The organism is Pseudoxanthomonas sp. CF125, assembly GCF_900104085.1.
Classification (GTDB): domain Bacteria; phylum Pseudomonadota; class Gammaproteobacteria; order Xanthomonadales; family Xanthomonadaceae; genus Pseudoxanthomonas_A.
Genome location: NZ_FNLD01000003.1, coordinates 637043 through 658505, shown reverse-complemented (window position 1 = coordinate 658505; position 21463 = coordinate 637043). Strand labels below are relative to the sequence as shown.

The following is a 21463-nucleotide window of genomic DNA, read 5'->3' as shown; positions in this document are numbered from 1 at the left end:
TTTTCCGTGGATCAGTTTTTGGAGGAAAGACTCGCCACCGAATGCGGCGGCCAGCGATCGCGCCAGGGCGCCGCCGCTTCCAGTTCGAAAGCCAGCGCCAGCAGCAGCTCCTCCTGTCCCCGGTCGGCGACGAACTGGGTACCGACCGGCAACCCTTCCGCCGTCGAGGATAGCGGCAGCGAGAGGCCGGGCGTACCGGCCAGGTTCTGCAAGGGCGTGTACGACATCCAGTCGAACAGCGCCGGCATCAGTTCGCCGAATTCTCGATCCGGCGCAAGCTCGCCTATCGGCAGCGGCGGTGCGCGCAGCACGGGCGACAGGATCACGTCGAAGTTCTGGTGAAAAGCGTTGAAGGCGGCCGGCAAATGGGCCAGCTGCGCATAGGCCTGCTCGAGTTCGTCGATGCCGCAGTTCTCGCGGTTCCAGCGCGCGAGCCCGAGCGTCCAGGGTTCCAACGCAGATTGCGATGTCTGCGAAGCGGACGCGGCTCGGTCCTCGCAATCGGCGGCCAGGTGCGACCACAGCGTGTACAAAGCGCGCGTGACCTCAGCGCCGTCGACCGGCCACGGCCGGGTTTCCACCCGATGACCCAATGACGCGCACAGTTCGGCGCTGCGGGAAAGCGCAGCGGCTACCTCCGGGTGCGGCGCATTGCCGACCAGGTTTTGTTCCACTACCGCAATGCGCAGACGCCGCGCGGCGGGACCGGTCACGGGATCTTTTCTTTGCGGATGCGCGTTTGCGAACGCCCAGGCGGTATCGCGCACACTGCGCGACATCAGGCTGTCACCCACCATCAAATCTTCCAGCACGTGGCGCGAGCGTACCCGCACCACCCCGCCACGACCAGGCTTCAACCCGACCACGCCGCAGCATGCGGCCGGCATGCGGATGGAGCCGGCGCCGTCGCTGCCATGCGCCAGCGGCACTATGCCGGCGGCGATGGCGGCCCCCGCGCCGCCACTGGAACCGCCGGGAGAGTGCAGTGGCGACCAGGGATTGCGCGTAACCGGCCCGCGTAATGGTTCGGTGGAAGGCATCAGGCCGAATTCGGGCATCGTGCTCTTGCCGATAGGCACCAGTCCGGCGCCATCGAGACGCTGCACGAACGGAAAGGCTTTATTCGCCAATGCATCGCCACGACTGCGCGAACCCGCATGGGTGGGCATGCCGGGATAGTCCAGCGAATCCTTGACCAGGTACGGCACACCGGCGTGACTGCGGCCATCGTCTTTATGCGCATCGATTTCCTGCGCGCGTTGACGCGCCAGATCGAATGCCCGGTGGCTGATCGATCCAAGCGCATCGTCCAGATGCTGCGCACGCAGGATCGCCGCCTCCACCAGTTCCGCAGCAGATATTTCGCCCGACTGTCGCAGCGCGGCCTGGTCGCGCGCATCCAACCGGCCCAGAGCGAGTGCGTCCTGCAAACCAACCGTTCCTTCGCTCATGCCACGCTTCCCTCGCCCGCCAGACCCACGCGGCGCGAATGCCGCAGGCCGTAGAAAAAATAGATCGCTATGCCCGCGACGACGTAGACCGTTAGGATCGTGGCGGGCAGCAAATCGCCGCGACGCACCTGCGTGAACATATCGGCCAGCACCGGCGCCATCATCGACAGGCACATGGCGATGCCCAGCACCGGCACCACCCCTATCCAGACCTTGCCGATGCGCACACCGCCCAGCGGCACGCGGAAGCCGCCGCGCAGGTCGGGACGATGGGTACGCAGCCACATCACCGAAATGCAGACCACGATGAAGGCCGAGGCGATGCCCAGGCAGATGAGGTCGCCCAGCACGCTGATCGGCAGCGTCGCCGCCAGAGTCGCGGCGATGCTGCCCAGGATCAGATTGCCTTTCCACGGCGTGCCGAAGCGCGCATGCACGCGGGTGAACACCGGCGGCATCAGGCCGTCGCGGGCCATGGTCAGGCACATGCGCGAATGTCCGTAGGCGTTGGCCAGCAGCACCGAGCCCAGCCCGGTCAGCGCGCCGATCTTGATCAGGATGGCGAAGCCGGGCCAGCCGATGCGGTCCACCGCCAGCGCCACCGGGTCGGCCACGCCCAGTTCGCGGAAAGGCACCAGTCCGGTCAGCACCACGGCGGCGGCGATGTACAGCACCGTGCATACCACCAGCGAACCGAGGATGCCGATGGGCACGTCGCGGCGCGGATTGCGCGCTTCGGCGGCCGCCATCGATACGGTTTCGAAACCCAGGTAGGCGAAGAACAGCATCGCCGCCGCGCGCAGCACGCCGGGCCAGCCGTAGGCGAACCCGCCTTCATTGGCCGGCAGGAACGGCTGCCAGTTCTCAGCCTGCACATAGCGCGAGCCGACCGCGATGAAACCGACCAGCACCGCGACTTTGATCAGCACCAGCACGGTGTTGGCCAGCGAAGAGCGGCCCACGCCGAAAATCAGCGTCACCGCCGCCGCCATCGCCGCCAGCGCGGCGACCAGGTTGACGCCACCATTGAGTCGCAACGCGGTGTGTCCGCCCACCTGATCGGCGCCGATGCTGGAGACGGCCAGCGCCGCGGGAATGGAGATGCCCATATCGCCGAGCAGGCTGAGCAGGTAGCCGGAAAAGCCCACCGCTACCGCCGCAGCGGCCAGCGTGTATTCCAGCATGATCATCCAGCCCAGCGCCCAGGCCAGGCCTTCGCCCAGCGTCACCTGGCAATAGCTGTACGCCGAACCCGACACCGGGATCACCGACGACAGTTCTGCGTAGCAAAGCCCGGTGAAGCCGCAGGCCAGCCCGGCCAGCACGAACGACAGCAGCACCGCCGGCCCGGCGAAACTGGCCGCCGCTTCGCCGGTCATCACGTAGATGCCGGCGCCCAGGATGTTGGCCACGCCCAGTATCAGCAGACTGCCGGCGCCGAGCTGCCTTCGCAGCCCGCTGGCTTCGGCATCGGCCAATACCGACTCCAGCGGCTTGCGCGCCAGTGCGCGTTTCCAGCGCGAGCTCACCGCGCGCCGCTCAGTAGCGCCAATGCGCGGTCACGCCGAAGGTGCGCGGACGCACGATGCCTTCGCCCAGTCCGTTGACCTCCGACACGGTGCGGGTCACGCCGCGTTCGTCGGTCAGGTTGCTGCCGAACAGGGTGATATCGGTGTTGCCGAAACTCATGCGGAAACGCAGGTCGAACAGGTTGTAGTCGCCCTGCTTGTTCGGCGTCGCTCCGGGCACTGCGGAATTGAGGTCGCTGATGCCTTCGGACAGATACTGATGGGTCAGGGTGAGCGTCGGAGAGAAGCGCGAATCGAAGCGGTAGCTGAGGTTGTTGTTGACCGACCAGTCGGAGGAACCCGGCAGACGCGAGCCCTTGGGCGCGGTGCCGGCGAAGAGGATGAAGAGATCCTCGTCCAGGCGCGCGCGCTGCCAGGTAACCGAGCTCAGCCATTGGAACCGGTCATTGGGACGCCAGGCGGCCGACAGTTCGATGCCGCGGCTGTAGGCCTTGCCGCCATTGGTGGCGTAGTTGAAGAAGTCCGGTGTCTGCAGGCGCAGCTGGATATCGCTCCAGTCGACGTAGAAGGCGGTGGCGTCCAGTTGCAGACGACCGTCCAGCCAGGTGGTGCGTGTGCCGAGTTCGTAGTTGGTGAGGCTGTCGCTGCCGCTGCCGGCGGGAACCGGATACGCGCTCAGACCGGGCGTGTTGGGCGTGCCGAAGCGGAAACCTTCGGACACCAGGCCGTAGAACATCACGTTGTCGTTGGGCGTGTAGCTGAGCGAAACCTTCGGATTGAATCCGCTTTCGTCGGTTTCCGACGGCGTGACGATGGGGTCGCCCGGATAGGTGGAGAAACCCACCTGGGTGGAGATGATCCTGACCTTGGTCTTGAACAAACGGCCGCCGACGGTGAGTTTCCATTCCGGGGTGAAGGCGTAGCTGCCTTCGCCGAACAGGGCCGCTTCCGAACCGTCGATGTCGGAATAGAACGCGTTGAAGATCTCGCCATCGGGCGCGATCACCGCACCGCTGCCGGGACCGTACAGCGAGGAGTTGTCGAACGCTGCCGCCGCGCCTTGCGCACCAATGGCTTCGTACAAAGTCTTTTCGGTGTCGAAGTACATCGCACCCAGCAGCCATTCGAAGCGCCCGCCCGAAGGCGAGGTCAGGCGCAGCTCGAGGCTGCGGCCTTCGCTCTCGCCGCCGGAGTTGATGTAGAGCGGCGAAGTCAGGTCCAGATCCAGATCGGCGTTATAGAACACGCGGATCGGGGTGTAATCGAAACGCCAGTCCTGCTGCTTCTTCTGGTACGAAGCCAGCGCGGTGAAGTTGGCCCAGCCCAGGTCCTGGTCCCAGCGCAGGCTGTGCAGGGAAATGTCGGTGTCGGTGAACTCGGCCACGGCGGTGTTGCGGACCAGATCGCCGAGCGTGGGATTGCGGTAGCTGTTGTCGTCCGAGTCGGTCTTCTGCAGCAGGCTGAGCCAGGTGAGCGTGGTGTTCTCGTTCGGCGTCAGCACCATCGACAGGCGTCCGCCGGAGACGGTGACGTCGTTGGAGCCGTCTTTGCCCAGGCCGATGTTGTCCAGATAACCGGGATCGTCGCGGTACTGCGCCACGGCACGTATCGCGAACACGTCCTGCTTGATCGGAACATTGACCATCGCCTTGGCGCCGAAGCCGGTATCGGCGTTGCGGGTCTGGCTGGCCGTGGCTTCCACCGCGGCGTCGAAGCCGGATGCATCGGCGGTATTGGCCACGTAGTTGATCGCGCCGCCCATGGACGCCGAACCGAACAAGGTGCCCTGCGGGCCGCGCAGCACTTCCACCCGATTGAGATCGAAGGTGTCGATGTCGGGCACCACGATGGTCCAGCCCGGCTCGGTCAGCGGAACCTCGTTGAGGAAGTAGCCGGTGGTGGCCTGGCCCTGCACGTTGCCCGAGTTGCTGGCGATGCCGCGCACCACCACGTGCGAAACGCCGGGCTGGTACTGGTTGAAGACCACGCCCGGCGTGCTCTGGATGTAGTCGGCCAGACTCTGCGCGCCGATGTCCTGCAGCTGCTGGCCGGTGACGGCCGAGACCGAACCGGCGACCTCGCGGACCGACTGTTCGCGCTTGCCGGCAGTGACGGTGATGCGGTCCAGCGTGGTGGCGTCTGTTGCCACGGTTTCTGCGGGGGCTGCTTCCTGCGCCCAGACCGGGGCGCTGCCCACCAGGCTGCACAGACAGGCCAGGCGGATAGCGTTGAAAAGGGTGTGGCGGATTTGTGGCTTCATGGGCGATCCCCTCAATGGCGGCGTGGCGTAAGGCTGCGGAGCAGGGGCGCTGCCGACGGCGCGCCAGTGACCTCCCGTCGCGGCGGCATCAGAGGCCTGCTGGCTAGCAGTAATAGGTGACCATCCAGGCTGCGTCCAGCAGAAACAACGGAGCTCCTTGTTATGATAAGCTGCTGAAATAGAAAGATTTACCCGCATGCGTTCCGCATTGACGACGGATTTGGACAGCAATAACCGCAGAATCTGCTGGTTTATGTCTCACATTCCCTACAACCTGCGGCCCGCGACATCCCTTCAACGATCCGCCGCCCGCGAGTCCGAACATGTCCCAGAAGAGCCCCGACCGCCTGGATCTGAAGATCCTCGATGTACTGCAGCAGGACGCACGCATCACCAACCAGGCGCTGGCCGACCTGGTGGCGCTGTCGCCCAGTGCGTGCCTGGCGCGGGTGCGCGCGTTGGAAGCGCGCGGATTGATCCGCAGCTATCGCGCGCACGTGGCGGTGGACCGCATCCGTTCGGCGACGATCGTGCTGGCGCAGGTGACGTTCAAGCAACATGCGCTGGATGAGTTCACCGAATTCGACCACCGCATCCTGGCGATGCCCGAAGTGGTGGAAGCCAGCCGCGTCAGCGGTTCCTACGACTACCTGCTGCGCGTGATCGTGCACGACGTGCACCACTGGAAGGACATCGCGCGCCTGTTGCTGGCCGGCGAGTACGGCGTGGAGAAGATCGTCTCGCACTTCCTGATGGACGAGGTGAAGCCGTTCTCGGGTTATCCGTTGACGCCGAGGCCGCAGCGGGAATGAGGTTTTTTCGCTCTACCGAAGTCCGGGATCCACTCGTGTCACGCAGTAATAATCGTCGTCATCCCAGCGAAAGCTGGGATCCATCTTGATCTTGCTCTTTAGCTCGGCGTGAACAGCCAAAGGCAAAGTCAAAATGGATCCCAGCTTTCGCTGGGATGACGAGTCGTTTTTATCGGGTACGAAAACCAGAACTGGGACGTCCGGTGGCTAATCAAAACACCCGGCAGAACACCGCCTTCAGATACCGCGATTCCTGCACATGCGCCATGAACGGATGGTCGGCGCCTGCGCCCGAGACCTTCAGGATCTGGATCGTGCGGCCTGAGAAATAAGCGGCGCGACGAAGCATGTCCAGGAACTCCTGCTCGCTGACCAGCCCCGTGCACGAGAACGTGGCGAACAATCCGCCCGGCTTCACCACGCCCAGCGCCAGCTTGTTCATGTCCAGATATTTCTTCAGCGCGGCGATCACCTGTTCGCGGTCGCGGGTCATCTTGGCCGGGTCCAGGATCACCACGTCGTACAGATCCTTGGCGTTGCCCGCATCGCGCAGCCACGGGAAGATGTCGGCCTGCACGAACTTCAATTTCACGTCGTTGAGCTTGGCGTTGCCCTTGGCGATGGAAATCACGTCCTCGTCGATATCCACGCCCACCACTTCCTCGGCCCCGCGCACCTTGGCGTACACGCCGAAGCCGCCGGTGTTGCAGCACAGATCCAGCACGCGCTTGCCGGCGACCTGTTGCGACAGCCACTGCCGATTCTCGCGCTGGTCGGCGAAGAAGCCGGTCTTGTGCGCGCCGGCCGGGTCGGCGCGGAAACGCACGCCGTATTCGCTGATGATCGCCGGCGCCGGCGGCTCGGTACCGCGGAAGTCGAAGCTTTCCTGCTTCTGCACGTGTTCTTCGGCGAAGCTGTAGAAACGCGCGCCGGGGAACTGTTCCTTCAGCGCTTCGTAGATCCACTCGCGGTGGCGGAACATGCCGGCGCTGAAGAACTCGACCACCAGCAGATCGTCGTAACGGTCCACGACCAGGCCGGACAGGCCGTCGCCCTCGGCGTGCACCACGCGCCAAGCGTTGGAGACTTCGTCCAGCTTGAGCACGTCGCGGCGCAACGACACCGCTTCGGCGATCTTGCGCGAGAACCAGCCGGCATCGACCGGCACGTCGGGATCGGTTTCCAGGATGCGCACGGCGATGCGCGAATGGCCGTTGTAGAAGCCGCGGCCGATCCATTCGCCTTCCACCCCGATCACATCGACGATGCTGCCGGGCTTGGGTTTCTGTTCGGGCTTGGCTACCAGTTTCTGGAAGATCCAGGGGTGGCTGGAGCGCCAGGCGTTTTTGAGGTGGACTTGAGGGAGTGGGGTATTCATAGGTGCATTCTACCGGCTGAGGCATACCCCGACTTTGCAGCCGAAGCAGACAGCCCCCTTCTCCCCTTGTGGGAGAAGGGGCCCGTAGGGCGGATGAGGGGCGAGCGAAGGAGGAAACTTCAATCTCCAGCGCGCGTCCAGCAAGCGGCTTTCTCGAATGCTGACGCAGCTCTTCAGCCTGAAACGCTCTGACTCCGCTTCCCCTCTCCCGCCGCGCAAGCGCGTCGACCTCTCCCACGAGGGGAGAGGTGGCTCATTCACCCTTTTCCTGCACACGAAGGCCACGGGATTCACCATCCCGACCCGCCCCACCCTTGCATTCCCGCACCTCGTCGCCATCCCTTCCTCATGGACCCCTACCACCCCGACGATCCCCGCCACGACCCGGACAGCCAAGCGCGCGCCGACCGCCGCCGCCTGATCCGCGCGCTCAACATCAGCCTGGCCTTCGTGCTGGCGCTGATCCTGGTGTATTCGGCGCAAGGCAGCTTCGACTGGGCGCCGTTCGCCGTTGCGCCGCATAGCGCGCAAGGCCTGCTCGGCGTGCTCACCGCGCCGCTGCTGCACGGATCGGTGGAACATATCGCCGCCAACGGCGTAGCCCTGCTGATGCTGGGCACGTTGGCCGGCAGCGTGTATCCGCGCGCCACCTTGTGGTCGCTGCCGTTGTTGTGGATCGGCTCGGGGCTCGGCGCGTGGTTGCTCGGCGATGCCGGGTCGCGCCACCTCGGCGCCAGCGGCGTGACCCACGGATTGATGTTCCTGATCTTCGGCCTGGGTGTGTTGCGCCGCGACCGGCCCGCCATCGCCACCGGCATGATCGCGTTCCTGTTCTACGGCGGCATGTTGCTGACGGTGTTGCCGCACGAGCCCGGTGTGTCCTGGCAATCGCACCTGGGCGGCGCGGTGGGCGGTCTGTTGGCTGCGTTGTTGTTCCGCAAGCTGGATCCCGCCCTGCCGCGCAAGCGCTACAGCTGGGAAGACGAGGAAGAAAACCTCGCGCCGCTGGACGACGAACTGGAACCGCCCGCGCCGCGCGAAGTGCCGGTGTTGTGGGTGCGGCCCCAGAACGAAGGATCGCGCGGCGTGATCCTGCGTTTTCCTCCGCGCGATCCGCCGAATTCCTGACGGGACATTCATGACGACAAGCATTCGGACACTTTTTGTCCCGCGCCTGTCCGCCCATTTTTCAGATCGTCCCTCCTGCTCCATGCCGAGCATCGCGCCGCTATAGTTAACTCCTCACGATCAAGAGAGGTGTGCGGCGGATGGATGCGTTACGCAAGTATGTGGCCCGCTTGACGACTGGCCTGGCTTTGGCCGCAGTGTTAGTTCACGGTCCCGTGTGTGCGAAAGACGCCGCGCACGACTACCGCATCATCGGCTATGTTGCCGATGGCCCCACGCTGCCGAAGATCAGCGCGGAGAAACTTGATGTCGTCAACTTCGCCTTCGCACAGGTCAACCCGGCGCATGAGGTTTTCCTGCCGCACGAAACCGCCGTCCGTTCGCTGTCGGGCCTGGTGGCTTTGCGAAAAACGAATCCCGACCTGAAAGTATTGCTGTCGATCGGCGGTTGGGGCGCGGGGAATTTTTCCGAAGCCGCACTCACCGACGCTTCGCGCGCGCGTTTCGCGGACACCGCCGTGGCGCTGGTACGCAAGCACGACCTGGATGGGTTGGACATCGATTGGGAGTATCCGGCCCATCCGGGGCCCGGCATCAGCCATCGTCCGGAGGACAAGCAGAACTTCACCCTGCTGCTGCAGGCGATACGCGCCAAGCTCGACGCGTTGGGTACAAGCCAAAGCGGCCGCCGCTATCTGCTGACCATCGCCGCGGCCGACGGCGAAGCCGCGCGCGGTCTGGAGATCGCCCGCATCTCCGAGGTATTGGATTGGATCAATCTGATGACCTACGACTTTTACGGCAGCCTGACGCCGACCACGGGACATCATGCTTCGCTGTACCGATCGGCTTCGGCCGCGCCCGGTAGCCGGACTACCGAGCAGGCGGTGGATGAATTCCTCAAGGCCGGCACCCCGCCGCGCAAGCTCAACGTCGGCCTGGCCTTTTATGGCCGCGTGTTCGGCAAGGTAACCGACGCGCAACAGGGATTGCACCAGCCCTTCGCCAGCGAAGGCGGCTTCGTCACCTGGCAGGAAATCGCCCGCGATCACCTGAACAAGGGCGGCTTCGTCCGCCTCTGGGACGAACAGGCGCAAGCGGCCTGGCTATGGAACGAAAAGGATCGCCGCCTGATCAGCTACGAAGACCCGCAGGCGCTGCGGGCCAAGGCGGATTTCGTGCGCGAACGCGGCCTGGGCGGGGTGATGTATTGGGAGCAACGCACCGATCCGGACGAGCAGTTGCTGGACGTAGTCCACGCGGCCCTGCACAAAACGCCATAGGAGCGCGTAGGAGCGACGTTCGTCGCGAAACAACACCGTACCGCAAATCCGCACAACCAGAACCGCCACAATATTCGCGACTAACGTCGCTCCTACGGCAAATTTTGAGGCGCGACTATAATCGCCGTTTTCGAACGGCGGCGCGCGACATGCGGATACTGGTCACCGGCAGTGCGGGACATCTGGGCGAAGGACTGGTGCGCACGTTGCGCGCGCAAGGCCGCGAAGTCACGGGCGTCGATATCTCGCCTTCATCGCACACCGATCTGGTCGGCTCCATCGCCGACCCTGCTTTCGTCGACCGCTGCATGCGTGGCATCGGCGCCGTGCTGCATTCGGCCACGCTGCACAAGCCGCACGTGGCCACGCACACGCGGCAGGATTTCGTGGACACCAACATCACCGGCACGCTCAATCTGCTGGAAGCGGCCAAGCGCAACGGCGTCGGCGCTTTCGTGTTCACCAGCACCACCAGCCTCTACGGCGATGCACTGGTGCCACCGCCGGGCGCGCCTGCGGCCTGGATCACAGAGGAGGTGGTGCCTGTGCCGAAGAACATCTACGGCGTGACCAAGGTCGCCGCCGAAGATTTATGCCAACTGTTCCACCGCAACGAAGGGCTGCCGTGCGTGGTGCTGCGCGCCGCGCGCTTTTTCCCCGAGGCCGACGACCGCAGGCAGGTGCGCGAGAATTTCGCCGACGCCAACATCAAGGCCAACGAGTTCCTGTACCGGCGCGCGGATTTGCAGGACGTGGTGGATGCGCACCTGCTGGCGCTGGAGCGTGCGGGCGATATCGGCTTCAGCCGCTTCATCGTCAGCGCCACCACGCCGTTCACCCGCGAGGACCTGCAACAGCTGCACGACGATGCGCCGGCCGTGGTGGCGCGGCACTTCCCTGGTTATGAAACGGACTACGCGCGGCTGGGCTGGCGCATGTTCGCGGGCATCGAACGCGTCTACGTCAACGCCGCCGCACGGCAGGCGTTGGGATGGGAACCGGCCTACGGCTTCGCCCACGTCTTGGAGCGCCTGCGCGCCGGCGAAGATCCGCGCAGCCCACTGGCTGTCGAAGTTGGCGCGAAGGGCTACCACGCGCAAACCTTCGAAGACGGACCCTATCCGGTGAACTAACCAATCGTTTGTAGGAGCTTTGTAGGAGCGACGTGAGTCGCGAAGCCCTCAGCAACCAAACGACAGAATTTTCGGCAATCCGGCAATCTACAGGCTTCGCGACTCGCGCCCCGAAGGAAGTCCCCTTGGGGGACGTCGCTCCTACCGCTTTCCGGCGGGCTCCCCCTCTGCGAGAAGGAGAGCCGCCGTTGCATCAGAACCTCGCGCTGAACTCCACGCCCACCGTGCGCGGCTCGTTGAGGAAGCCGGTGAGGTTGTTGAAGTCGATGCCGCCGACGATGCGGGTCTGGTCGGTGATGTTGCGGCCGAACAGCGCCACGCCGTAGTCGCCCTGGTTCCAGTTGTAGCCCAGGCGCAGGCCGCCTTCGAGCGAGGACTTGCCGCGGAATTCCACCGAGTCGTACAGGAAGAAATTCACTTCGCTGCGGTAAGCCCAGTCGGTGAACACGTAGAACTCGCCCGTACCGACCGGCATGCTCCAGCGCGCGGTCACGTTGTGCACCCACTTGGGCGCCTGCGGCAGCGAGTTGCCGTCGATCAGATACAGGCCCGAACCCGGCGCGGTTTCCGGATCGGTCACGGTGCAGCCGCCGCCGCAACCGGGCACGGCCAGGGTGGGGTCGTCGATCTCGGTGTCGTTGTAGCTGCTGCCCAGCGTGACCAGCAGGGTGTCGGTCAAATACGCTTCCAGATCCAGTTCGAAGCCCTGGCCGATGGTCTTGTCCGCGTTGAGCAGCGTGGCGGTGTTGGAACCGCCGCCGACAGCGATGATCTGCTGGTCGCTGACGTCATAGCGGAACACGTTGAAGCCCAGGCGCGCGCGCTTGTCCCACAGATCGGCCTTGATACCGGCCTCATAGGAAATCACTTCTTCCGAATCGGCGGTGGACACGCCGCCATTGGGCGCCAACGCACTGGCGAATAGCAGCCGGCCCTGGATCGACGGCGCGCGGAAACCCTTGGCCACGCGTGCGTACAGATTGATGTCTTCGTTGAGCGCATACACGCCGCTCAGGTCCCAGCTGACGTCATCGACGTCGGTGTTGACGAAGTACGGGCCGCCGACCGGTGCGCCGAACGGCGCGCCCTCCAGCACCGAAGCACTGAAGTCTTTCTGGTCCTTGGTGTAGCGCAGGCCGCCGCGCAGGGTGAAGGCGTCGGTGACTTCGAAGTCGCCGCTGGCGAATACCGCCCAGGCCTTGTTGCGCTGTTCCTGGATCGCATGGCCGGCCTGCGGGTTGCCGGCGGTCAGCGAGTCGTAGTTGAAGCTGTCGATGGTGATGTCTTCGTCGTACCAGAACACGCCGGCCTGCCAGTCGAAGCGGCCCCACTCGTTGGATTCGACGCGGAATTCCTGGGTGATCTGGCGGTGGTCGGGCAAGCCGTCGGCCGACTCGGAAGCGAACGGAATGAAACCCGGGCCGGAATTGCCCGGGCCCAGGAACGCCGCGCCGAAACCGCCGTCGATGTCGCCGCGGTTGAGCGATTCGGCGGTTTCATAGCCGGTGATCGAGTACAGGTTCACGCTGCCCAGTTCCCAGCGCAAGCGCGCGCTGCCGCCCCAGGTGTCGAGCTCGGAGAAGTTGATGCCGTCGGTGGACACTTCATCGCGGTCGAAGCCAGGCACCAGATTGTTGGTGCCCGGATCGATGATGTTGGCGCGGAACAAACGTGCGGTGCCGTTGAGGTGGCGCTTGTGCAGGTTGAACAGGCCTTCGAAGGTGTCGCCCTCGTACAGGAACTGCACGCGCGCGGCCGATTCGTCGTAGCCTTCGGCGCCGCGGTCGGGACCGGGGATGTAAGTGTTGGTCACCGAATCTTCGCGACGCTGGAACAGCACCGAAGCGCGCGCCGACCAGCGATCGGTCAGGCCGCCGCCAACGGCGCCTTCCACGTTCCACATGTTGTCGGTGCCGTAGGACACCTTGCCGTAGCCGCCGAATTCCTGGGTCGGCTTGGCCGATTCGAACTTGACCACACCGGCCGGCGTGTTGCGGCCGAACAGCGTGCCCTGCGGGCCGCGCAGCACTTCGATGCGTTCCAGGTCGAACACCGGGAAGCCTTTCAGCAACGGGCTTTCCTGCACGACGTCGTCATAGATCAGCGACACCGGCTGCGATGCGTTGAGGTCGAAGTCGGTATTGCCCAGGCCGCGTATGTAGAAGCGCGGGAAGGCGCGGCCGTAGGAGGATTCGATGTTGAGGCTGGGCACGCGCGCGGACAGGAAGCGCACGTCGTTGCCGCCGGAGGCCAGCACGTCGAGCTTCTCGCTGCTGATGGTGCTGATGGATACCGGCACGTCCTGGATGTTCTCGACGCGGCGCTGCGCGGTGACTTGCACCGCATCCAGCGTGGTGGCTTCGCTTTGCGTCGACGCGGCGGGCGCGGCTTCCTGGGCGAGGACTGTGCCGAACGGCAACAGGGCGGCAATGGCGAGGGCGAGTCGGTGCGGACGCACGGACGAGGAGCGGCTGGCGGGCATGTTGGCTTCCGGAGGGTGGTGGAAGGAGGCTAAGGCGGGGTTCGGTGCCTAGCACGTGCATGTTGCAGGACAGCAACAATCGGGGCAATGGCCGGAAGTCCCGTTCAGCCAATCGGATCACGAACGGGGCGTTGCGGATTTTGCGATCCTGCCCTCTTCCCTACCCGTGGAGAATGGCGTGAAGCGATCCGGATTGGTGGTTCTGTTGGCCTGTGGCGGGCTGTTGTCGTCGGCTTGCTCGCCTGTCGCTGCCCCACCGGAACCGGCCGCAGCGCCCGCCCCGCCGGTTTCCGCAGCCCCCGCAGCTCCGCCCGTGTCTCCCGTGCCCGCCCTGCAAACGGCCCCGGTAGAGCCGGAATTGGCCAAGCAGATCAACAGCGAAATCGACGCCAAGGGGGCCAAGGCGGTCATCGCCGCGCTGGATCGGGACGAGCTGCGTTTCGGCAAGGTCGGCGACGCCACCGCCACCGCCGATCCGGTCTGGCTGACCATCGCCCTGCGGCTGCGCGAAGGTTCCGACGCCGGCACCGGCGAGACCTTGAGTTACGCGCTGGCCCGGGCGCTGCCGAATGCGCCCGAGCGCGTGCTGGCGCTGGTAGGACATGGCTATACCGTCGGCAATCTGTGCACTTCGCCTTTCATCGAACCGGCGCCAGGCGTGGCCGAAGCCTATGAAGCAAAAGCGGTGGCCGCATTGCAGTCGGTGACCGACCCGGCGCTCAAGACCACGGTCGAGGAATGCATCAAGGGCATAACTCTGCCACCCAAATAACAACTCTGTAGGAGCGGGCCCTGCCCGCGACAGGCTTTACCGGTAACGTCCGGTCGCGGGCAGGGCCCGCTCCTACATGAGATGCCCCAGAGGCAGCGCCCGCGTCTGCTTGACCGTGCGCAGGACGAAACTGGAATTCACGTCGGCCACACCGGTGGCGTTGATCAGTTTGTCCAGCAGGAAGCGGGAGAAGTGCTCCAGGTCCTGCACCACTACCTGCAGCAGGTAATCCATGTCGCCGGTGAGCGCGTGGCAGGCCACCACTTCGTCCCAGTCGTTCACGCCGTCGATGAACCGGTCCAGCCCCAGCTGCCCGTGCTTTTCCAATTGCACGCGCACGAAGGCCTGCAGGCCCAGGCCTACCCGCTTCGGATCGACCAGGGCCGCGTAACCGCGGATCACACCCGTGGATTCCAGCCGCTGGATCCTCCGCAGGCAGGCGGACGGGGACAGGTTCACCTGCGCGGCGATGTCGGCATTGGTGGCGCGCCCGTTCTGTTGCAGGAGCGCGAGCAGGCGCAGGTCGGTGCGGTCCAAGGAGATGGATTCGGCCATTTCATGCTCGATATAAGATATTTACGCACGAATATTGCGCCAAATCCATCGATTCGTGCAACTTTGCAACCCTGTTGCGCGCTTGCGGCGCTAACATCAAGTGCCGCTTCCATCTTCCCGGAGACCCGCCCATGAACGAGCCACGCCGCGTCGAGCACCAGCAGACCGACAAAGGCTACGTGCCGGTCTATACGACCGCCGTGGTGGAACAGCCGTGGAACGACTACCGGGCCGAGGACCACGCCACCTGGGGCGCTCTGTACCAGCGCCAGCGCGAGCTGCTGGTGGGCCGGGCTTGCGAGGAATTCCTGCAAGCCCAGGACGAGATGGGCATGACCCCGCACGCAATCCCGCGCTTCGACCAGTTGAACGAAGTGCTGGGCGCGGCCACCGGCTGGACCCTGATCGGCGTGGAAGGCCTGCTGCCGGAACTGGATTTCTTCGACCACCTGGCCAACCGCCGCTTCCCGGTGACCTGGTGGATACGCCGCCCGGACCAGATCGACTACATCGCCGAACCGGACCTCTTCCACGACCTGTTCGGCCACGTGCCGTTGCTGATGAATCCGCTGTTCGCCGATTACATGCAGGCCTACGGCCGCGGCGGCGTAAAGGCGCACGGCATCGGCCCCGAGGCGCTGGTCAACCTGACGCGCCTGTACTGGTACACGGTGGAGTTCGGCCTGATCGATACGCCACAGGGCTTGCGCATCTACGGCAGCGGCATCGTCTCGTCGAAGGGCGAGTCGCTGTATTCGCTGGAATCGGATGCGCCCAACCGCATCGGTTTCGATCTGGAGCGGGTGATGCGCACGCGCTACCGCATCGACACCTTCCAGAAGACTTATTTCGTCATCGACAGCTTCGAGCAGCTGATCGCCGCGACGGAGCCGGACTTCACGCCGATTTATGCGCGGCTGGCGCAGGGCGAAGCGTCTCCGGCGGGCAAGGTGCTGGACGCCGACAAGGTCTACACGCGCGGCACCGGCGAAGGCTGGGCCATGGACGCGGACGTTTAACGGACGTAGGCGTAAAAAATAGAATATACGGCCGTCATCCCGGCGAAAGCGGGATGACGACCTTGGGGATGAGATGCGCGATCATGGCGCATGACTTACGGATACTCCGCACTCGCCCTGCTCGGCTTTCTTTCGTTCAGTACGGGCACATACGCACAATCCCCCGGCAGCGACCCCGTCACCCTCGACCGCATCCGCGTGCAAGCCACCCGCCTGATCGGCGTCGATGATTTCGACACGCCGGCTTCCGTAGATACCGTGTCCCTTGGCGACGACGGCAACAGCGATGCGGTCGATGTTTCCGATGCGCTGGGCGGCGTTCCCGGACTGCTGGCCCGCGACCGGCAGAACTATGCGCAGGACACGCAGCTGTCCATCCGCGGGTTCGGCGCGCGCTCGACCTTCGGCGTGCGCGGCGTGCGCTTGTTTTCCGACGGCATTCCCGCCTCGATGCCGGATGGACAGGGGCAGCTTTCGCATTTCAACGTGCTGGGCGGCGAACGCATCGAGATCATGCGCGGCCCTTTTTCCGCGCTATACGGAAACTCTTCCGGCGGCGTGGTGCAGTTATGGAGCACGGAAGGAAAAGAGGGCGATCCGTGGCGGGTCCGCGCCACGGCCGGCAGCGACGATGCGTACACGCTGGGCGCACAGCTGCGGGGCGCCAGTGGCGATCTGGGCTACAACCTGGCCGCCTCGCGTTTCGACACCCAGGGCTATCGCGACCACAGCGCGGCGCGGCGCGATTCGCTCAATGCGCGCTTCGATTTCCGCATCGATCCTTCGCGCAAGCTGACCCTGGTGCTGAACCATGTCGATCTGCCCGACGCCGACGACCCGCTGGGGCTGACGCGCACGCAGTACCAGGCCGATCCGCGTCAGACCACGTCGGTCGCCACGCAGTTCGACACGCGCAAGTCGGTGCGCCAGAGCCAGGGCGGGCTGACTTACGAACAGCAAGTCGGCAATGCGCAGACCTGGCGTGTCATGGCCTATGCGGGACGACGTGCGGTGGAGCAGTTCCTGGCCTTGCCGGTAGCGGCGCAAGCCAATCCGCTCAACGCCGGCGGCGTGATCGACCTGGCCAGCGACTATGGCGGCGCCGATCTGCGCTGGAGCTGGCAGGGTGAGTTGGCCTCGAAACCGTTCGAGCTCACCGCCGGCGCCAATTTCGACCAGCAGGATCAGCGACGACGCGGCTACGAAAACTTCATCGGAACCACGCTGGGCGTCAAGGGCGCGTTGCGGCGCAACGAAAGCAACCGGGTACGCAACGTGGACCAGTTCGCGCAGGCATGGTGGCGGTTCGCGCCGCGATGGTCGTTGCTGGCCGGCGCGCGCCATAGCGAAGTGGAATTCACCGCCCGCGACCGCTATGTCGCCGCCGGCAATCCCGACGACAGCGGCCAGGTGCGTTATCGCGATACGACGCCGGTGGCCGGGCTGATGTTCGAGCCTGGCGAGGATCTGCGCTTCTATGTTTCCGCCGGCCGGGGTTTCGAAACGCCGACCTTCAACGAGCTGGGCTACCGCGCCGATGGCGGCGCAGGCCTGGCCTTCGATCTGCAGCCGGCGACCAGCCGCAATGTGGAGTTGGGAATGAAATGGCGCGGCGAAGGCGACACGCGCCTGGAAGCCGCACTGTTCCGCGCCGACACCGACGACGAGCTGGCGGTGGCGCGCAATGTCGGCGGGCGCAGCAGTTTCCGCAACGTGGGGCGCGCACGGCGGCAGGGCTTCGAGACTTCGTTCGAGACCGCGCTCTCCGACCGGTGGCGCCTGCAGCTGGCCTATACCTGGCTGGACGCGACTTTCCGCAGCACCTATCTGGTCTGCACCGGCGCCGGCTGCACCGTCCCTTCGACGCCGGTGGCGGCGGGCTCTCGCATTCCGGGCGTCGCGCGTCAGCAGTTGTTCGGTCGCCTGCAATGGCAGGGAACCGCGTGGAGCGCAGCCGCTGAAGGCGAAGGTGTTGGTGACGTTGTGGTCAACGATGTGGCCAGCGAATCTGCGCCCGGCTACTTCCTGCTGCATCTGGAAGCGGCGCGCGAATGGAAGTTCGCCTCCGGCAGCCTGCGCACTTTCGCGCGCATCGACAACGCGCTGGATCAGGCTTACATCGGCTCGGCAATTGTCAACGAAGGCAATGGGCGCTTCTACGAACCCGGCCCCGGCCGCACTTTGCAGGTCGGTGCGCAATGGCGGTGGAGTCGATGATGGCTATTTGCGGACGCCGTTGGCGCAGAGTGTCGTAGGTCGGGGCTACGCCCCCGACGCACGCGAGAATTCGTTGTCGAGGCGCCACCGTGACCTAACCGGAGAGAGACCCGGCCCAAGGTCAACGTTGCGGAGAATTCCCGCGTCGCGCAGCGCGCGAGCTTGGTGTCGGGGGGTGTAACCCCGACCTACCTCGGGCCGCTCGTGGGCAGCTTGTCGAACCACGCTCTTGGCGCTGAAAGCAAAGCCACTGGGTCCCCGCCTTCGCGGGGACGGCGATTCGAGGACCGGGACTACGCTTCAGCCTTGCGGCGTATTGCCCACTGCCCGCAAGTAAGCGTCCAGATCCCGCCCGGCGCTCTCGACGAACGCTTCGCCAGTCGCCTCCAAAACGACTATCCGGTCCGGCCTGAAATTACGGAAATCCCCGCGCAATCGGCACCACGCACCCAGCGTCCAACTGCCGCCCCAGAAACTCAAACACAGCGGCTCCACTTCGCGCGTGGTTTCGCTGCCGGACGGGTCGCGGTATTGCAGACGCAGCACCTGGCGCGCTTCCACCGCCGCATGCAGGCGATCGATCATGCCGCTGGCCTCGATGCGGTTGTCCAGCTCAGGCGCGTAGATGCGGGTGCGGCGCGAACGCTCGCGCAACTCCGGTGGCAGCACCGCCTCGATCTTCAACAATGCCGCGCTGGCGCTCACCCCCAGGCGCTCGCCGCCGAAGGCGCGCACGAAACGCGTGCCCACCACCAGCGCTTCCAGTTCGTCGGCGTTGAACATCAGCGGCGGGATGTCCGAACCCTTGCGCAGCACGTAGCCGATCCCGGCCTCGCCTTCGATCGGCACCCCGGACAGCTGCAGATCGGCGACGTCGCGATAGATGGTGCGCAGGGAGACATGCAGGGTTCCGGCCAGTTGCTGCGCGGTCATCGCCGAACGGCGGCCGCGCAGGGCGTGGATGATCAGGAACAGGCGGTCGGCGCGGCGCATGCGGCCATCATGGCGCGCCGCGGCGCCCGGATCAAAGGCTCATCCGGCGATCCGCGTCATCCACATGTGCCAGTTGGTTTCCCAGCTTGCGCCTTCGTCGGTGGAAAAGGCCTGCTGCCAGTGCGCCGAATCGGCGGCGATGTCAGACCAGAGGAAACGCGCCAGCACCGGTACGCCTTCGTGGGTATCGCGTCCGTAAAAGGTGCCGACGCCGCCTTCGAATCGTCCCATCACCGGCGGTTCCAACACGCCGCTGCGATTGCTGGCCCAGTAGATGCGCCATTGCCTGGCCTGCAGGTCGAACAGTCGCAAGGTCATGCCGCGGAACCCGCCGCTCCATCCGGTGACGAAGTCGTCCAAGTTGCCGATACCGTCGAGCAGCGGCCGGCAGCTTTGCGTGGCCTCGAAGGTTTCCCATTCGTCGCTGCCGGCCAGGCGCTTTTTCAGGCGCTCGTTACGCACCTTCCATTGGCCGTAGTAGAAATCGAAGTCGTGGCGTCCGTCGTTTTCCGAAGGCGACGCGATCGGGGAAGGCGATGTCATGGCTGCGTCTCCTGCATGCCGCGCAACAGGGATCCGGCAGTGGGCGACAGATGCAGGCGTTCGGCCGGCACGGATTGCAGAGGTTGGAGAACGGACGCGATTTCTTCGAGCGCGACGCGCTGCGCATCGTAGGCAGCCTGGTCGGCGAAACCCGCCACCCACACCAGCACTTCCTCGCCCAGCCGCACCGGCAAGGCCAGGAATGTGTTTTCGCTATGTTCGCTGACCAGCACCGCCTGCAGTTGCGCGCCGGAAGACTGCAAGGCCGAACGCAGACGCCACTCCATGTCCCCCACCATGGACGCACTCGCAGGCCGCTGCAGATAGTGCAGGTACGCCACCACCAAGCCCGCAGGACGCCGGTCGCGCGCCAGTCCCTGCAAAGCGAATCCGGAGGTCACCGTGGCTGGCCGCAGCAGCAGCACATTGTCCGAATCGATCATGGTGCCGTTGGCGGTGATGCGGTTGCCTTGCCACACCGGCCCGCCGTAGAAAGTTTCCAGCGCCCGCTTGCGTTGCGGCATGCCGGCGAAGCCGCGCAACCAGACGAAACGGTCCGGCGCATCCAGATCGCGGAACTGGCCGACAATGGTCATGCCGGCGTCTTCCTGGCCGGCGACGAACTTTTCGTCGAACAAACCGATCAGGACCTCGCGCTGTCCGGGCTTGAGCGTGTACTGGCGCAACTCAAGCACTGCGCAGCAAGTCGCGGTCGTTTGCATGGATCGGGCTCCTGTTTCCTCGGTATCGTTCGCGTGCGCGGCGGCGGCGGCGGAACTCAGACAAGCACCCAGCAACAATGCCAGCCGCAATCTTGTCGTCTTCATGCCGATGCTCCGCGCGATGGCGCGACCCGCAATGCTTCGACCGTCGTCGGCTCCAGTTCGAGCACGATGGAAGTGAAGTTTTCGATTAGCGCCAGGATCGCCGCACGCGGACCGTCCTTCCATTCCTGGCTGCCGTAGAAGGCGTCCTGGCTCTGCTGGCGGTCGGCGAGACTGGCGTAGGCGCGGATCAGATAATAGGAATCGTCGTCGTGCGGCGACGGTCCGTGCGTCACCACATCAACGGCCCAGCGCCGCAGCATCGGAATGGCCTGTTGCGAGGCGATGCGGTCGAACTCTTCGCGCGTGCCCGGCTTGAGCGTGTAGGAGCGTATTTCGACGAATCTGCTCATGAGTCAGTTCTGCCTCGTCATGCGCATGGTCCAGTTGGTTTCCCAGGTCTTGCCGCGATCGATGGAGAAGGCCTGTTCCCAATGCACTTCGTTTGCGGCGGGCTGCGACCAGATCGCGCGGATCCGCACCGGACGACCTTCAAATTCGTCCTCGCCGAAGAATGTGCCGATCCCTCCGTCGAAAGCACCGATCACCGGTGGCCCGAGCACGCCGCTGCGCTTGGTGGCCCAGTAATCGCTCCATCGCCGCGCCGCCGGGTCGTACAGGCGCAGGCTGAGCCCGTGGATGCCTTCTCCGAAATCGGCGACGACTTCATCGATATTGCCAATGCCGTCGAGCAGGGACTGGCAATGCAGGCGGCCCTCGAATTCGACCCACTCGTCGGAATCAGCGAGCCAGGTTTTCAGGCGCCGGTTGTGCAGATGCCAGCGGCCGTGGAAGAAATCGAAATCGTGGCGGCCGTCGTGGCTCCCGTCGGGAGACGGGACCTCTGCGGGCGCGTGGCCTGCGACGCCGCCCGTCTGGGCAAGGGCATCGGCCAACAGTGTGGCGGCGGTGCCGCCGAGACAGGCGGCAGTGATCAGTCGGCGTTGCGGATCCATGGGTATCGCCATAGCTGGGAGATGGCCAGTCTGTGCGCCCGCTGCTGACAGCGTGTTGTCAGCAGTCCCGGTCCAGGCGGACCTTGCGCGGTCCGCCTGGAGATCCGCTCTTCCGGATTTCCTGAAGG

At 65.0% G+C, this 21463-nt stretch carries 18 protein-coding genes; 7 read left to right on the top strand and 11 right to left on the bottom strand.

Annotated features, from left to right (window positions below; translation table 11 throughout):
• Positions 1 to 11 precede the first annotated feature (11 nt).
• The 3 genes from BLR66_RS16470 to BLR66_RS16460 are packed head-to-tail and all read right to left on the bottom strand — an operon-like array spanning position 12 to position 5240.
• Positions 12 to 1451 (bottom strand): amidase family protein, encoded by a 1440-nt coding sequence (locus BLR66_RS16470; RefSeq protein ID WP_093289555.1) that lies wholly within the window; start codon positions 1449 to 1451, stop codon positions 12 to 14.
• On the bottom strand, positions 1448 to 2980 hold the full coding sequence (locus tag BLR66_RS16465; protein WP_255402728.1) for an APC family permease: 1533 nt from the start codon (positions 2978 to 2980) through the stop codon (positions 1448 to 1450). Before BLR66_RS16465 ends, BLR66_RS16470 begins: the two co-directional genes overlap by 4 nt.
• A gap of 10 nt (positions 2981 to 2990) precedes the next feature.
• A complete protein-coding gene (locus tag BLR66_RS16460; protein WP_176943929.1) occupies positions 2991 to 5240 on the bottom strand; it encodes a TonB-dependent receptor in 2250 nt (749 codons plus the stop codon).
• A 323-nt stretch (positions 5241 to 5563) separates the two neighbouring features.
• Between BLR66_RS16460 and BLR66_RS16455 the strand changes: the two genes are divergently transcribed.
• On the top strand, positions 5564 to 6052 hold the full coding sequence (locus BLR66_RS16455; protein ID WP_093289548.1) for an Lrp/AsnC family transcriptional regulator: 489 nt from the start codon (positions 5564 to 5566) through the stop codon (positions 6050 to 6052).
• A gap of 211 nt (positions 6053 to 6263) precedes the next feature.
• Here the strand turns inward: BLR66_RS16455 and BLR66_RS16450 are convergent, their stop codons facing one another.
• Positions 6264 to 7430, bottom strand: a complete 1167-nt coding sequence (locus BLR66_RS16450; RefSeq protein WP_093289545.1) for a class I SAM-dependent rRNA methyltransferase — start codon at positions 7428 to 7430, stop codon at positions 6264 to 6266.
• A gap of 348 nt (positions 7431 to 7778) precedes the next feature.
• Between BLR66_RS16450 and BLR66_RS16445 the strand changes: the two genes are divergently transcribed.
• The 3 genes from BLR66_RS16445 (at position 7779) to BLR66_RS16435 (ending at position 10974) form a co-directional block, all read left to right on the top strand.
• On the top strand, positions 7779 to 8558 hold the full coding sequence (locus tag BLR66_RS16445) for a rhomboid family intramembrane serine protease (RefSeq protein ID WP_093289542.1): 780 nt from the start codon (positions 7779 to 7781) through the stop codon (positions 8556 to 8558).
• A gap of 215 nt (positions 8559 to 8773) precedes the next feature.
• Positions 8774 to 9841 (top strand): glycoside hydrolase family 18 protein, encoded by a 1068-nt coding sequence (locus BLR66_RS16440; RefSeq protein WP_176943928.1) that lies wholly within the window; start codon positions 8774 to 8776, stop codon positions 9839 to 9841.
• A gap of 149 nt (positions 9842 to 9990) precedes the next feature.
• Positions 9991 to 10974, top strand: a complete 984-nt coding sequence (locus BLR66_RS16435; protein WP_093289536.1) for an NAD-dependent epimerase/dehydratase family protein — start codon at positions 9991 to 9993, stop codon at positions 10972 to 10974.
• 193 nt (positions 10975 to 11167) lie between these two features.
• Here BLR66_RS16435 and BLR66_RS16430 read toward each other — a convergent pair whose 3' ends face one another.
• A complete protein-coding gene (locus tag BLR66_RS16430) occupies positions 11168 to 13456 on the bottom strand; it encodes a TonB-dependent receptor (RefSeq protein WP_093289534.1) in 2289 nt (762 codons plus the stop codon).
• A gap of 313 nt (positions 13457 to 13769) precedes the next feature.
• Here BLR66_RS16430 and BLR66_RS16425 point away from each other — a divergent pair, with 313 nt between their 5' ends.
• The gene (locus BLR66_RS16425; protein WP_176943927.1) at positions 13770 to 14228 is read left to right on the top strand and encodes a hypothetical protein; all 459 of its coding nucleotides are present in this window, start codon (positions 13770 to 13772) and stop codon (positions 14226 to 14228) included.
• A 72-nt stretch (positions 14229 to 14300) separates the two neighbouring features.
• Here the strand turns inward: BLR66_RS16425 and BLR66_RS16420 are convergent, their stop codons facing one another.
• Positions 14301 to 14783 carry an Lrp/AsnC family transcriptional regulator gene (locus tag BLR66_RS16420; protein WP_093289528.1) on the bottom strand — a complete coding sequence of 161 codons (483 nt, stop codon included), beginning with the start codon at positions 14781 to 14783 and terminating at the stop codon, positions 14301 to 14303.
• 131 nt (positions 14784 to 14914) lie between these two features.
• Between BLR66_RS16420 and phhA the strand changes: the two genes are divergently transcribed.
• Both phhA and BLR66_RS16410 read left to right on the top strand, forming a co-directional pair.
• Positions 14915 to 15802: a phenylalanine 4-monooxygenase gene (phhA, locus tag BLR66_RS16415; protein WP_093289525.1), complete on the top strand. Its 888-nt coding sequence runs from the start codon at positions 14915 to 14917 to the stop codon at positions 15800 to 15802.
• Between the two features lie 90 nt (positions 15803 to 15892).
• Positions 15893 to 18019 (top strand): TonB-dependent receptor family protein, encoded by a 2127-nt coding sequence (locus tag BLR66_RS16410; protein WP_093289522.1) that lies wholly within the window; start codon positions 15893 to 15895, stop codon positions 18017 to 18019.
• Between the two features lie 300 nt (positions 18020 to 18319).
• On the opposite strand, the gene BLR66_RS16405 is transcribed toward BLR66_RS16410, so the two are convergent.
• From BLR66_RS16405 to BLR66_RS16385, 5 genes are all read right to left on the bottom strand, one after another.
• Positions 18320 to 19012 (bottom strand): helix-turn-helix transcriptional regulator, encoded by a 693-nt coding sequence (locus tag BLR66_RS16405; RefSeq protein ID WP_093289519.1) that lies wholly within the window; start codon positions 19010 to 19012, stop codon positions 18320 to 18322.
• 39 nt (positions 19013 to 19051) lie between these two features.
• Positions 19052 to 19555, bottom strand: coding sequence for a hypothetical protein (locus BLR66_RS16400; RefSeq protein WP_093289515.1), 504 nt, complete (start codon positions 19553 to 19555; stop codon positions 19052 to 19054).
• A complete protein-coding gene (locus BLR66_RS16395) occupies positions 19552 to 20277 on the bottom strand; it encodes an NIPSNAP family protein (protein ID WP_093289512.1) in 726 nt (241 codons plus the stop codon). Before BLR66_RS16395 ends, BLR66_RS16400 begins: the two co-directional genes overlap by 4 nt.
• 101 nt (positions 20278 to 20378) lie before the next feature.
• Positions 20379 to 20732, bottom strand: a complete 354-nt coding sequence (locus BLR66_RS16390) for an NIPSNAP family protein (protein WP_093289509.1) — start codon at positions 20730 to 20732, stop codon at positions 20379 to 20381.
• 3 nt (positions 20733 to 20735) lie between these two features.
• Positions 20736 to 21335: a hypothetical protein gene (locus BLR66_RS16385; RefSeq protein ID WP_218119663.1), complete on the bottom strand. Its 600-nt coding sequence runs from the start codon at positions 21333 to 21335 to the stop codon at positions 20736 to 20738.
• Positions 21336 to 21463: the final 128 nt, after the last annotated feature.